Source organism: Phaeobacter sp. S60, from assembly GCF_000826845.1.
GTDB lineage: Bacteria > Pseudomonadota > Alphaproteobacteria > Rhodobacterales > Rhodobacteraceae > Phaeobacter > Phaeobacter piscinae.
This window is the reverse complement of the sequence record NZ_JSWJ01000011.1, coordinates 296,768-310,114: the sequence shown is the minus strand read 5'-3', so window position 1 is coordinate 310,114 and position 13,347 is coordinate 296,768. Positions and strand designations below refer to the sequence as shown.

Genomic DNA, 13,347 nt, shown 5'->3' with positions numbered 1-13,347 from the left:
GCCCGTTCTCATGCCCCGCCCTGTTGCCAGACCGGGCAGCGCGCCATGCCCCGTCAAACCACATGTTTGTCTTTGGCAAATGGGGGAGGGCGCTGCCCACCGCATTTTTCACTCTGGCCCGCCAGAAATCGCCAAATAACAAAAAAACCGCCCAGCCCCTCGGGCCAGACGGTTCCTCTCTTCCCCACAACCGTAACAAGGTCAGAGGCTGTTCTGCACGTCCTGTGCGGCGCCGCTGATCGCTTGGCCGGCTTTGGAAATGTCGCGGCCTGCGCCTTTGGTGGTTTCGCAGGCGGTCAGGCCAAACAGCGCGCCGGTCAGGGCAAGGGTGGTGAGGGCGGTTCGGATCATCTCATATCTCCCGTGGTCGATCTTGCCCAACAGATAGCAAGGCGGACTGAGCCGTTCCAGTGGTTTGCGGGGCGATATATCGGCGGCATTTTCACGACCGCCATCGCGCTGGACCCCATCGCCGACACTGACCCGATCCCCCATATCCAGCGAGTACTACTTTGGGGTGAAACCGCATAGGTTGAGTCGGGCCGATAGAATTTCGTCAGCAAAACCTGTCACCGATCCGGGGAGGACCTCTGAATGAACCACGCCGCTCAAAAGGACATACTGACACATTTGCGCAAGGGCCTGCCAGCCGTTGGCGCGCCGATCACTGCTGAGGCCTCTGTGGTGCCGCTGGCGCCCCGTCGCACAAGCCCGGCCATGGCGCAGCCGTCCGAGGCCGTGCTTAGCCGCAAGTGGCTGGAGCTGCGCCGCGATATCGACTGCGCACTGGCCCGTCTCGATGAGGGGTCCTATGGCTATTGCCAGATCTGCGGCGATCGCATCAGCGACAGCCATCTGAGTGAGCATCCCGCCACCCCTTTCTGCGCTTCCTGTGCCGGGGAGGCACGCTAAGGCCTGGCAGGGGAGGCCGGCCCGGTGCCTCTCATCGGTGCCTGCACCCTCAATCGAGCCGTAGTCATCTCGCGATGATATTCCGGCGGAATCGCCTCTTACACTGATCCATCTCCCTAAGGGCCGCAGCTGGTCTCCGTGCTGACCCCCAACTCGCCCGCGCCTCCACGCGGGCGCTTTTCTATTTTTGCCGGTTTTCATTGCAGGTTCGCTCACCTACAGCAAGGGCACGTGTTCTGACTTTTACGATGGAGCTATGCCGATGTCCTGCGCCCTGTGTGCCGCCGAATCCCCGCTTGTCCCTTATGAGGTGACAGGTGCGCCTGAGGGCCAGTCCCCGGAGGTTGCGCTCTGCCATCTCTGCGCCGAACAGGTGGCTGGAGATCTTGATCCCAATCATATGCGCGGCCTGTCATCGGCGATGTGGTCTGAGACGCCCGCGGTTCAGGTGCTGGCGGCCCGGCTGCTGGCGCGGCTGGCGGATCACGACTGGGCGCGTGACCTGGCCGAGCAGCTCTGGCTGGAGGATGAGATCCGCACCTGGGTTGAGGCCGCGCCGGCAAGCAGTGCCCATCGTGACAGCAACGGCGCGCCGTTGGCGCAGGGCGATTCCGTGGTGCTGATCAAGGATCTGCCAGTGAAAGGCGCAGGCTTTACCGCCAAGCGCGGCACGGCTGTGCGCAATATCTCTCTGGTCGCTGACAACTCCGAGCATATCGAAGGCCGGGTTGACGGGCAGCGCATCGTCATCCTCACCAAATTTGTGAAGAAGAAATAGGCGACCCAGTCGCCACAGGGCCGCAGAAATGCGCGCCCGCCCGTTGCCGCCCTGTCCCGGATGTGGCACAACCGGATCAACTGACTGAACAGATGAGTTTAGCATATGACTGACTTTGCCGAACGTCGCCGCATGATGGTCGACACGCAGATCCGCCCGTCGGATGTCACCAAATTTCCGATCATCGAAGCCATGCTGGCGGTGCCGCGCGAGGCCTTTGTGGCGGCTGCGCAGCGCGAGGCGGCTTATGCCGATGGCAATCTCGATATCGGCCCCGGTCGCGTGCTGCTTGAGCCGCGCACCTTGGCGAAGATCCTTGACGCGATTGACGTGCAGCCCGATGAGCTGGTGCTCGATGTGGCCTGCGGGCTGGGCTATTCCACGGCGGTTATTGCCCGGGTGGCCCAGATGGTGATCGGCGTCGAAGAGGATGAAAGCATGGCTTCTGAGGCACAGGATCAGCTCTCAGCGGTTGGTGCAGACAATGCAATCGTCCATACCGGGCCGCTGGATGCTGGCGCTGCGGAACATGGCCCCTATGACGTGATGATCGTTGAAGGCGGCGTGGAAACCGTGCCGGAGGCGTTGCTGGACCAGCTGAAAGATGGCGGTCGTGTGGCCGCGATCTTCATGTCCGGCGCTTTGGGAGAGGTCAAAGTCGGCTACAAGAGCGGCGACCTGATTTCCTGGCGACTGGCGTTTAATGCCGGCGCTCCGGTGTTGCCCGGTTTTGAATCCGCACAGGAATTCGCTCTCTGAATCTGCAGAGCGTTCACATTCGGTCCGCGCTGTTCTCGATTGGCGCGGATTGCAACAGACAGGCGTCTGACACCCCGCAGCGCCAGAGAGCAGAACGGCACTACCACGTCGGTGGGCCGGACCACATGAGGCTGAAGATGCGCAATAAACTGACGGCAAACCTGTTCAAGGCCTTCGTTTTCGCCGGAAGCGCAGCATTGCTGCTCGGCGCCCCGAAACAGGCCGCCGCCGACAATCTCTCCGATGCGATGATCGGGGCCTACAAGACCAGCGGCCTTTTGGAACAGAACCGTGCCCTGCTGCGCGCGCAGGACGAAAATGTTGCCGCTGCAGTTGCCCGATTGCGCCCGGTCGTGGACTGGGTCGCGCGGATCGAGCGTCAGTATACCCGCAACGGTAACGGGACATTCGCAAACTCGAACCACGACTCGACAATATCGACTGGGGTTGATGTCTCCTGGTTGCTGTTTGACAACGGTGTGTCGCGGCTGAGCCAACTGGCGGCACAGGAAACCGTACTGGCCACCCGTCAGGCCTTGCTGGATATCGAACAGCAGGTTCTGTTTGCTGCTGTTCAGGCTTATGTCAATGTGTTGTTGCAGCAAGAAACCGTCGCACTACGCAGCAATAACCTGCGTCTGCTGCGCGAGGAACTGCGCGCCGCGAATGACCGGTTTGAGGTTGGCGAGGTCACGCGTACCGACGTGGCACTGGCCCAGAGCCGGGTCGCAGGAGCGCAGGCCAGCCTGATCGAGAGCCAGGGTGATCTGCGCAATGCGCGGGCCACCTACGTGCAGGCCGTCGGCAGTGCACCTGGTTCAATCGCTGGCCAGCCACCGCTGCCGCAACGTGTGGCCTCGCTGCAATCCGCAGAATCCATCGCTATGCGCAATCACCCCAGCCTTCTGTCGCAGCAACATGCGGTGAAGGCCGCGGACTATGCCTCACAGAGCAACAGCCGCAATCTCGGGCCATCGGTGACGTTGCGGGCCAATGCAACTCATGCATCTGACGCCAGCGGGCCGGGCACTCGGGACACGTCGGGGGCAAGCATAACGTTGTCGCAGCGGTTGTATTCCGGTGGCTCTCTGGCCTCCGCGCGTCGGGCCAGCATTGCCCGTCTTCAGGCTGAACGCGGCGCCTTGATTACCACGCAACGCAGTGTAGTGCAGGACGTCTCCGAGGCCTTTGTGGAGCTGGAGGCCGCGCGCGCCAGCCTTGTCTCCTCCAACGAACAGGTCCGCGCCGCGCGCGTCGCCTTTGATGGTATCCGTGAGGAGGCCACGCTGGGCGCCCGCACCACGCTTGATGTTCTTGAGGCAGAGCAAGAGCTGCTGAACGCCCAGACCGCCCGTGTCCAGTCGCGCGCCAATCAGGCGCTTGCAGCCTATGCGCTGTTGCAGGCGCAGGGGCTGCTGACCGCGGAACACCTTGGTCTGGCTGTAGAAATCTACGATCCGACGCTGTACTACAATCTGGTGAAGGATGCTCCGGCCCATGTCAGCCAGCGCAGCAAGGATCTGGACCGGGTCATGCGCGCCCTGGGCAAGAACTGAGGTCCGGTTGACCACCAATTGGAGGCCCGCCAGTGTGGGCCTCCCTAAAAACCACCTGATTCACACGGTTGTCTGGACCGGGACAGGTCGCTACACTCAATCGCAAGAGGCGAGAGTGATAAGCAAAAATGTCCGAACCGGTTACCCAAGCTGAAATTGAAGACGTCCTGTCATCGATCCGCCGTCTGGTGAGCGAGGACAGCCGCGCCGCTGGCTCCTCGGTTGGCAAGGGGGCAGAGGCGGCATTGGCTGCGCAGATCGCCAAGCCCGTCCCGGCAGCATCTGGGGAGCAGGGCGTCGGCGCGCCGGGACCCGCAAATGGCGCCACAAATGGCAGCAGCCAGCCGGTCACCCGTCTGGTTCTGACACCGGCGCTGCGCGTCCCCGAAAGCAAGCTGACCCCCGTCGCCCCTACACCTTCGCCCCCCCCCGCAGCGGACATTGCCACCTCGGCCTCCGCCGAGAATGATCACGTGTCGGAAGAGATTGCCGACGTCGCGCCCGGATCGCTGGCCGCTCTCTCCGGAAAAGACAGGTTTGAGGCGTTGCTAGCAGCCGATGCCATTGAATTCTGGGATGAACCGGAAGATCGCATTGCGCAGGGGATCGCCTTGCATGACAATGATCCCGGCAATGAGGATCTGGCCTTTTTCAACGGGATCACCGCCGCTACAGCGGCCGACGAGGCCGCCGACGAGACCCAAGATGCGGCGCTCGCCGCAGATATGCCCGGCACGCCAACAGCGCAGGCTGAGGGGGCGCTCAACACTGAGGCGCCTTGGACTGATCCTGCCGCCACGCTCTATCAGGCCGCCGCCAGCACGGACCACGAGGAGGAGACGCAGGCTGAGGAACCCATTCCGCCAGCGGCCCCGGCAAAACCCGCCGCGCAACTGAACCCGAAGGTCGGCGCGGTGGTGCAGAAACTGGCGGAGATGGAAGCAGCCAATACGGCCCGCCCGGTCCTGTGGGAACCCGACGGAACCCGCGACACGCCCTACGCCGGCAGTGATCTGGAAACACTCGCCTGGGATGATCAGGACAGCGACACGGATGCACAGGGCCAGACAGAACCCGTCGATCAGACCCAGAGCGTTGCGGATGTGGTCATCCGATCCGAGGGGGAGGACACGCAGTCTGAGGCTTCGCAGGCCGAGGTGCCCGCCGCCGATACCGCGGTTGAGGAGAACACACGCACCGACATCCCAGCAGCGCCAGCCGCATCCACCGCCGACGAGGTTGACCGCGATCTGCTGGAGACGTCAGTCACCGAAACCGCACTTGAGGCGCTGGACACTCTTGGCTCCGATGAGAGCTTTCTGGATGAGCACGCGCTGCGTGAGCTGGTTTCGGAAATCGTGCGCGAGGAGCTGCAGGGCGCTCTGGGTGAGCGGATCACCCGCAATGTCCGCAAGCTGGTGCGCCGCGAAATCCACCGCGCTCTCTCGGCCCAGAACCTGCTCTGAGGTTGCCACCTCGGGGGTGACGGATCTGAGACGATGCAGATGGCGCGCTTAGGCGCTGCGCACCGGTTCTGCCAGCGCCAAGAGCGCATCCAGATCCATACAATCCTCAAGGTGATCTGCCAGCGCGTCCAGCGTGGCCTCAACCCCGTCGTCATAGCCCGCGACACTCTCATGGCCGAGACCGGAGAGCACGGACGCCCGAAACGCATCCGAACTGAACAGCCCGTGCAGATACGAACCGCGCACCCGCCCATCGGGGGAGACGGCACCTTCCAGACGGCCATCAATCTCCAGCCAAGCACGGGCGCAATCCGTCCCATCAGTGCGCCCCATGTGGATTTCATAGCCGCTCACAGGCAAGTTGCCATCGCAGGTCACCGCCTCGGTCAATGTCACCCGCTTTTCACCGGCCATGACGGTATGCACATTCAGCAGTCCCAGACCGTCAACCTTGCCCCGATGGCCATCCACGCCGTCCGGGTCATCAACAGTCTGCCCCAGCATCTGATAGCCACCACAAAGCCCCATGACATGGCCCCCCCGACGGTGGTGGGCGAGGATATCAATGTCCCAGCCCTGCGCCCGCAAATAGGTCAGATCGCCAATGGTGGATTTGCTGCCGGGGATCAGAACCAAATCCGCATCACCGGGCAGGGCGCGGCCCGCAGGCACGATTTCCACCGTAACATTGGGTTCCGCTGCCAGCGGGTCGAGGTCGTCGAAATTGGCCATCCGCTCCAGCTGCGGCACCACGATCTTGCAGGCGCCACCGGGGCGGGAGGCGATGTCCATCATATCCTCAGCCGGCAGTTTCCACGCATCCCAGAACCACGGGATTACCCCCATTGAGGGCCAGCCGGTGCGCGCTGCGATATCATCGCGACCGGCATCGAACAGGCTGCGATCCCCGCGAAACCGGTTGACGGCAAAACCCTTGATGCGCGCCAGATCCTGCGGGTCCAGCACCGTGTGGGTGCCGACAATCTGCGCAATCACACCGCCACGGTGGATATCACCCACCAGCACCACTGGCACCTCCGCCGCGCAGGCAAACCCCATATTGGCGATGTCGTTCTTGCGCAGGTTGGTCTCAGCGGGGGAGCCCGCACCTTCGATCAGGACCAGATCCACATCCGCCGCCAGCCGGTGAAAGCTGTCCAGTGCCGCCTCCAGCAGGCCGGTCTTGTCGCGCATGAAGGATCCGGCCGCCTGTGTGCCCCGGCGTTTGCCCTGGACAATCACCTGCGCGCCGGTCTCCGTCTCCGGCTTCAGCAGCACCGGGTTCATATCGGTGTGGGGCGGGCGCATGGCCGCGCGGGCCTGCAGCGCCTGTGCGCGACCAATCTCGCCGCCTTCAGGCGTCACAGCGGCATTGTTGGACATGTTCTGCGGCTTGAACGGGGCCACTGACAGGCCCCGGCGCACAAAGGCGCGCGCCAGCCCTGCAACGATCATTGATTTGCCGACATTGCTGCCGGTGCCTTGGATCATGATCGCCCGTGCTGTCATGGCGGCCTCTCTCGTGCTTTTGATGGTGTGATCTCTCACCTGTCAGCCATGGCGGATTTTTCCCGTCCTGAAAAGACCGCAGAGCGGCCTATTCCGCGTTGAAACCGCCACCACAAAAAGAAAAAACGCGCCCCCCAGGACGCGCTTTTCTTCGACAGTCATATATAGTCTTTCAGACTGGCAGGTCTGATCAGGCCGCCTCGGCCTGTGCCGCGTTGCGGCGTTCGCTCTCTTCGCGCGACAGTGCAACAGAGGTGCGGACACCCCGGCCCACAAATTCCATCAGGCCGCCGACCACGCGTTCGTTCGGGTCGATGCCTGCACAGCTCAGCACTTCGCGCCCGTCGCGCGACCGTGCCCACCGAGCGATCTGCTCGGGGCCATTCCCATATTTCTTGTCATCGGCAATCGCATCATCAAGTGCCGCCAGTACAACCGCGGCAAACAGCTTGCGGGCCCGGTTGCCTTGCTCGTTATTATATGCGGTGCCGTCAACGAAATCTCGCATCGTGCTTCCTTTTTGTTCTTGCTATTGCAATTTCGGCGTGGCGCTCCTTATGGCGGAATTGTGACGATTCGGATAGCCTGCAAACGCATATCTTTTATGCGCAATTTGCATAGCTCTCCGGTCCGTCACACGACATATCGTTGTCTTGCCAGCCGACTCCCTGCCAGATATAGGAGCGGTTAACAGTTCATCAACCACCCGAGAGGGATTTTTGTCATGCCCAAAATCAACGGTAACGAGATCCGCCCCGGCAATGTTCTCGAGCACAATGGCGGTCTGTGGGCCGCTGTCAAAGTCGATCACGTCAAGCCCGGCAAAGGCGGCGCCTTCGCCCAGGTCGAGATGCGCAACCTGCGCAACGGCTCCAAACTGAACGAGCGTTTCCGCAGCGCTGACAAGGTCGAGAAGGTTCGTCTGGAGCAGAAAGATCAGCAGTTCCTCTATGAGAGTGACGGCATGCTGGTGTTCATGGATGCTGAAACCTACGAGCAGATCGAACTGCCCGCAGAGCTCTTGGGCGACCGCCGTCCGTTTCTGCAGGATGGCATGACCATCGTTGTTGAATTCCACGACGACGAGGCGCTGAACGCCACCGTGCCGCAGAAAGTCACCTGCAAGATCGTCGAGACCGAGCCGGTCGTCAAAGGGCAGACCGCCGCCAACTCTTTCAAGCCGGCGATCCTTGATAATGGCGTGAAGGTCATGGTGCCGCCCTTCGTCGGTCAGGACGAGATGATCATCGTCAATACCGAGACCATGGAATATTCTGAACGCGCATAAGCAGTTAGCGCCAACAGATCCGCGAAACAGAAAACCCCCGCAGCCTCGCTGCGGGGGTTTTTCGCTACATGTGAAAATAGTCAAGCGCTCAGTTGTAGTCTATCTCCAGCTTGCGCAGCTCCAGACTGTGGCCGCATTCATCCATCATCTTGCCGTAGGCGGCAGTAAATCCGGCCAGAGATGCGTCCAGAACCATCTCGCCAGCGGCATAGGGCACCACCGTGCGCACCTCCATCCGCTGACCGTTCTGCATCCACAGAATGCTGTTCAGCGCGTCCATCCAGCGGATCTGCGCGCGCGCCTCAGCAAGGCCTTCCTCGTTGATTTCGCCGTTTGCGATACCGTAGAACACTGCTTCTCGGTCGATGATAAAACCAATCGCCTGACCGTTCTGCACCTGCGTCGGGTAGTGGCGGGCGGCGCTCTCAAACAGTTCCAGCTGTGGGTAGGTTTCCGGCGGGCCGACATCGCCTTGGGTCACCGAAAGCCGTAGCAGCGGCAACCCGTCGCCGCCGGTCCAGGCCTTGCAATCGCGCCAGTCATGCTGTTCCGTGACCCGAATTTCAGCGGCGACAGACCAGTCCTGATACTCCCAATAATCCGTCGCAAGGGCGGGCAGGGGCAGCAAGCTGAGGGCAAGACAGGGGAGCAGGCGCATTGGCAATTCCTCGAAAAATGATGCCTCAGACATAGCCGAGCGGCGGATCAACCCTGCTGTGACGTCGCGTCACAAGCTGCGGGTGCGGCCACAGAATTGCCTCAGGTCTTAGCCTGCCAGTCGATCCGCGCGTCCTGCGCACACATGTCGTCACCGGCGCGGTCGAATCGCAGATAGGCGATGGCCTGATTTCCGGCCTGCGTGAACAGCGTGCCGACGGGTTTATCGGCGCGCCGGATCTCGGTGCCGATGGGGGCCGCGCCCGCAACCGTGACCGTGGCCAGCCCCTTGCGCAGGGTGGTCTTGTGCTTCATCCGGGCGGTGACCTCCTGGCCGACATAGCAGCCTTTGCGGAAATCGACGCCGTTCAGCCGTTCAAACCCAGCCTCCAAGATGTAGCTGTCCGATCCCAGCTCAATGCCGGTTTCGGGGATGCAATGGGCGACGCGGATCGCGTCCCAGTTGCTGCCATCGTCGCCCGCCTCCGCGCCATAAAGCCGCCAGCCGAGATCCGGGTGTCGCGGATCCGCCAGCGCGCCCTCAGGCGCAGGTCCGGTGCCCCGGCACACGGCCAGATCGGTTTCCTCAATGGTGATCTTGGCGCGCAGCCGGTACATGGTCAGCCGTTTGGCCAGACTGGCGGCCAGGCTCTCGTCCACATCCAGCAGCAGATCTTCGCCATCCGCAGCGACAAAGAAATCCGCCAGATATTTGCCCTGTGGCGTCAGCAGGGCGGCATAGACCAGCCCCTGATCGACCTTGGCGACATCATTGGTGATCAGCCCCTGCAGGAAGTCACGGGTCTCGGCACCGGAAAGGCGCAGGATGCGGCGGTTGCTCATAGGTCAGGCTCCTGAAGGATCATGAGAGGCAATGTAGGTCGCGGGGTGGGCAAGGCCTAGCCGAACATGCGGCGGGCCAGTTTCTGGAACCAGCGGGGTTGGTCACCGCCATCGCGGACTTGTTTCGGTGCCTGTGCGGCCACGCCTTCGCGGTCGACCAGTGTCTTGCCGTCCTGAAATTGCAACCGGTAGAGATCCGCATAGATGCCGCCGCGTTCCAACAACTCCTCATGGGTGCCATGGTCCATCACATGACCGCGTTCCATCACCACGATTTTATCGGCATTGCGGATGGTCGACAGCCGGTGCGCGATGACCAATGTGGTGCGCCCGCCGGAGAGTTTCTCCAGCGCCTGTTGCACCACCTTTTCAGATTGCGCATCCAGGGCCGAAGTCGCCTCGTCCAGCAGCAGGATCGGCGTGTCCCGCAGCAGCGCGCGGGCAATCACCACCCGCTGGCGCTGTCCCCCAGACAGGGCTGAGCCACGCGGCCCCACCAGCGTATCCAGCCCATTGGCCAGCTTCGGCAGGAAATCCGCCACATGGGAGGCTTTCAATACCTCCTCAAGCTGCGCATCACTCACATCGGTGCGCCCCAGAAGGATGTTCTCGCGCAGGGTTTCGTCGAACAGCAGCGCCTCCTGTGTGACCACGGAAAACAACCCGCGCAGGTCATCCAGATCGAGATCCCGCACAGCAACGCCGCCCACGGTGACGGATCCCTCCTGCGGGTCCACCAGCCGGGTCAGCAAGTTGAAGATGGTCGATTTGCCCGCACCCGAGGCGCCGACCAGGGCGGTGGTTTTGCCTGCCTCTGCCACCAGCGACAGTTGGCGCAGCACATCGGAGTCGCCATAGCGCAGGGTCACATCTGTCAGCGCCACTTCTGGCAGGCCCTTGGGGGGGGCGACGGGGTTTTCCGGCGATACCAGTTTGATGGGCGAGTCCATCAACTCCTTGATGCGCTCCATCGCGGCGGCGGCGGCCTGCCAGGTGCCGCTGATCGACGCCAGACGGCGCATCGGATCAAAGGCCAGACCGATGGCGGTGAAGAAGCTCATGAACTCACCAACGGTTTTCTTGCCCTCGATGATTTCCGCGCCGCCGTAAAGCACCACGCCCATTACGCCCAACCCGGCCATGATATCGATCATGCCAGTGGTGGACGCCACGCCAAAGGACGCGCGCACCTCGGAGCGGACAAACTGATCCATATGGCCGCCAAACCGGTCGGTCTGGTAGTCCTCAAGATTGTTCAGTTTGATCGGTACGATGCCGTGAAAAATCTCATCCAGCCGGGTGGAGAGCGAGGCGCCCAGATCCCGTGCCTGCGAGGCCTTGCGCCGCACGTAGCGTTGCACGGCGGCCAGCGGCAACAGCAGCATCGGCAAGCCAACCAGCATGATCGCGGTCCAGCGCCAGTCCACGCTGATCGCCACTGCCAGCACGGCAACCATCTGGGTGACATCGCGGCCCGCCCCGGTGATCAGCGCCTGCCAGACCGAATTGATCGCCATTACATCGCTTTGCACCCGCTGGATCAGAAACCCGGGCGGGTTCACCTGATGAAACGAGGGATCCTGTCGGATTAGCCGCGCCAGCATATCCTTGCGCATATGCGCCGCAGAGGTCTGGGAAATCTTGCTCAGGATCACCTTTTGGCAGACGCTGGACAGCCCCCGCATGGTAAAAATGATCAGAAACGCCAGGCTGACCCAGAACAGCGCATTGGTATTGCCCGCGACAAACACCAGATCAAACATCGGCTGCATCATGTAGCTGAGGCCACCAACGGTGCCGCCCTCAATCAGCATGAACAGGATCGCCAGACCCAATAGCCCCATGTAGTGGCGCAGATAGCCCCGCCAGAGCCAGCCGAGCAACTCGCGCGAGGACATGTGCTCGGGCTTGCTCTTGATGGCCGGGGGCTCCCCTGTGACGGGGGGCTTTGCCACGGTCTGATCCGTCGCGGGAGCTGTGGTCTGCGTCGGCGATGCCGCCTCCGTGGACGCGTCCGTGGCGGGGGCCGTATCCGGCGCTGCGGGCGAGGGGGTCTTGGGGTCAGTCTGGGGCAAGGGGTCCAACCGCTGTGGTTTTTCTGGCGCTGACATCTGCGTCAGACCTGCGCCATTTAAGCAGCTGAGGGGAAAGGTGCAAGCATTGGCGCGGCTGTCACCCGTTGCAGGCGCGGCGCCGACCGGGATCATGACATCGCTACGTCAAATTTATTTGCACGGCAGCGCAAGGGCTTGCAGCCTGTGACCCCGCAGGCCACAGTCGCCGCAATCAGACCGTTTGCAGGACAGGAGTGCAGCATGACAGCGGGTGTTTCCCTTGCCGCGGGGCGCGGATATCTGGCGATCCCCGGACCGTCGGTCATTCCGGATGCGGTGTTGCAGGCGATGCACCGCCCGTCGCCGAATATCTATGCCGGAGAACTGGTGGAGATGACCGCGACGCTGATCCCCGATCTGCGCCGGGTTGCGCGCACCGATCATCATGTGGCGATCTATATTTCCAATGGTCACGGTGCCTGGGAGGCGGCGTTGCAGAACACGCTGAAACCCGGCGACACGGTGCTGGTGGCCTCCTCCGGGCGCTTTGCCATCGGCTGGTCCGAAATGGCAGAGGCGCTGGGGATCGAGGTTGAGCTGCTGGATTTCGGCACCGGCGCGCCCTGGGATATGGATCGGATCGCCAGCCATCTGGCCGCAGATACCGCGCATCGGATCAAGGCGGTTCTGGCAGTGCATGTCGATACCTCCAGCTCCATCCGCAATGATGTGGCGGCGCTGCGCGCGGCCCTGGAGGCCTGCGATCACCCCGCGCTGTTGATGGCAGATTGCATTGCCTCGCTCGGCTGTGACCGGTTTGAGATGGACGCCTGGGGCGTCGATGTGATGGTTTCCGCCTGCCAGAAGGGGCTGATGGTGCCTGCGGGCATGGGGTTTGTGTTCTTCAGCCCCAAGGCCGCCGAGGCCCGCGCCCGCCTGCCGCGAGTCAGCCGCTATTGGGATTGGGAGCCACGCGCCAATCCGGAAGAATTCTACCAGTATTTTGGCGGCACCGCGCCGACACATCATCTCTATGGTCTGCGGGCCGCGCTGGATCTGATCCACGGGGAGGGGATGGAGACCGTCTGGGCGCGGCATCATCATCTGGCGCGCGCGATCTGGGCGGCCTGTGGCGCTTGGGGCGCGGATGGTCCGCTGCGGATGAATGTGCAGGACGTTGCCTTGCGCTCCAATGCGGTGACCTCCCTGCATCTGGGCGGCGATCACGCCACCCGCCTGCGCGCGTGGGTGGAGCAGACCCTGGGGCTGACGCTGGGCATCGGCCTTGGCATGGCGCCGCCGAACAGCCCAGAGTGGCACGGCTTCCTGCGCCTGGGTCATATGGGCCATGTGAATGGTCAGATGATCATGGGGCTACTGGGCGGCGTTGATGCCGGGCTGAAAGCGCTGGAGATCCCGCATGGATCCGGCGCGCTGGAGGCCGCAGCATCGGTGATCGCCGGGGCTGGCAGCACAGAAACCAGCGCGCCCTCAGGTCTGAGCTGCTGCGGGTGATCCGCAGCAG

Annotated in this window: 13 protein-coding genes; 7 read left to right on the top strand and 6 right to left on the bottom strand. The window is 62.7% G+C overall.

The genetic code is table 11. The features are described from left to right. Positions 1-201: 201 nt before the first annotated feature. Entirely contained in the window at positions 202-351 is a 150-nt protein-coding gene (locus OO25_RS22565) for an entericidin A/B family lipoprotein (RefSeq protein ID WP_072506443.1), read from the bottom strand. A gap of 243 nt (positions 352-594) precedes the next feature. Here OO25_RS22565 and OO25_RS11400 point away from each other — a divergent pair, with 243 nt between their 5' ends. The 5 genes from OO25_RS11400 to OO25_RS11380 all read left to right on the top strand — a co-directional run bounded on the left by OO25_RS11400 (position 595) and on the right by OO25_RS11380 (position 5,471). Then, entirely contained in the window at positions 595-912 is a 318-nt protein-coding gene (locus OO25_RS11400) for a hypothetical protein (protein WP_040180184.1), read from the top strand. A 262-nt stretch (positions 913-1,174) separates the two neighbouring features. Further along, on the top strand, positions 1,175-1,690 hold the full coding sequence (locus OO25_RS11395; protein WP_040174118.1) for an alkylphosphonate utilization protein: 516 nt from the start codon (positions 1,175-1,177) through the stop codon (positions 1,688-1,690). Positions 1,691-1,795: 105 nt separating this feature from the next. Then, positions 1,796-2,449 (top strand): protein-L-isoaspartate O-methyltransferase, encoded by a 654-nt coding sequence (locus tag OO25_RS11390; protein WP_040174026.1) that lies wholly within the window; start codon positions 1,796-1,798, stop codon positions 2,447-2,449. Between the two features lie 137 nt (positions 2,450-2,586). Then, positions 2,587-4,005: a TolC family outer membrane protein gene (locus OO25_RS11385; protein ID WP_040180328.1), complete on the top strand. Its 1,419-nt coding sequence runs from the start codon at positions 2,587-2,589 to the stop codon at positions 4,003-4,005. 128 nt (positions 4,006-4,133) lie between these two features. Continuing rightward, positions 4,134-5,471 carry a hypothetical protein gene (locus tag OO25_RS11380; RefSeq protein WP_040180183.1) on the top strand — a complete coding sequence of 446 codons (1,338 nt, stop codon included), beginning with the start codon at positions 4,134-4,136 and terminating at the stop codon, positions 5,469-5,471. A gap of 48 nt (positions 5,472-5,519) precedes the next feature. Here the strand turns inward: OO25_RS11380 and OO25_RS11375 are convergent, their stop codons facing one another. Together OO25_RS11375 and OO25_RS11370 are read right to left on the bottom strand one after the other, a co-directional pair. Continuing rightward, positions 5,520-6,980: a cobyric acid synthase gene (locus tag OO25_RS11375; protein ID WP_040180182.1), complete on the bottom strand. Its 1,461-nt coding sequence runs from the start codon at positions 6,978-6,980 to the stop codon at positions 5,520-5,522. A gap of 190 nt (positions 6,981-7,170) precedes the next feature. Continuing rightward, positions 7,171-7,488, bottom strand: a complete 318-nt coding sequence (locus OO25_RS11370) for a DUF6280 family protein (RefSeq protein ID WP_008207990.1) — start codon at positions 7,486-7,488, stop codon at positions 7,171-7,173. 216 nt (positions 7,489-7,704) lie between these two features. Here OO25_RS11370 and efp point away from each other — a divergent pair, with 216 nt between their 5' ends. Then, positions 7,705-8,268 (top strand): elongation factor P, encoded by a 564-nt coding sequence (gene efp / locus OO25_RS11365; protein WP_040174033.1) that lies wholly within the window; start codon positions 7,705-7,707, stop codon positions 8,266-8,268. Between the two features lie 88 nt (positions 8,269-8,356). On the opposite strand, the gene OO25_RS11360 is transcribed toward efp, so the two are convergent. The 3 genes from OO25_RS11360 to OO25_RS11350 all read right to left on the bottom strand — a co-directional run bounded on the left by OO25_RS11360 (position 8,357) and on the right by OO25_RS11350 (position 11,666). Continuing rightward, positions 8,357-8,926 carry a hypothetical protein gene (locus OO25_RS11360; RefSeq protein ID WP_040180326.1) on the bottom strand — a complete coding sequence of 190 codons (570 nt, stop codon included), beginning with the start codon at positions 8,924-8,926 and terminating at the stop codon, positions 8,357-8,359. Positions 8,927-9,027: 101 nt separating this feature from the next. Next, on the bottom strand, positions 9,028-9,768 hold the full coding sequence (locus tag OO25_RS11355) for a folate-binding protein YgfZ (protein WP_040174036.1): 741 nt from the start codon (positions 9,766-9,768) through the stop codon (positions 9,028-9,030). 56 nt (positions 9,769-9,824) lie between these two features. Further along, complete coding sequence (locus tag OO25_RS11350; protein WP_242407039.1) at positions 9,825-11,666, bottom strand: ABC transporter ATP-binding protein; 1,842 nt, start codon at positions 11,664-11,666, stop codon at positions 9,825-9,827. Positions 11,667-12,083: 417 nt separating this feature from the next. Here OO25_RS11350 and OO25_RS11345 point away from each other — a divergent pair, with 417 nt between their 5' ends. Beyond that, positions 12,084-13,337 (top strand): alanine--glyoxylate aminotransferase family protein, encoded by a 1,254-nt coding sequence (locus OO25_RS11345; protein ID WP_052465662.1) that lies wholly within the window; start codon positions 12,084-12,086, stop codon positions 13,335-13,337. Positions 13,338-13,347 lie beyond the last annotated feature (10 nt).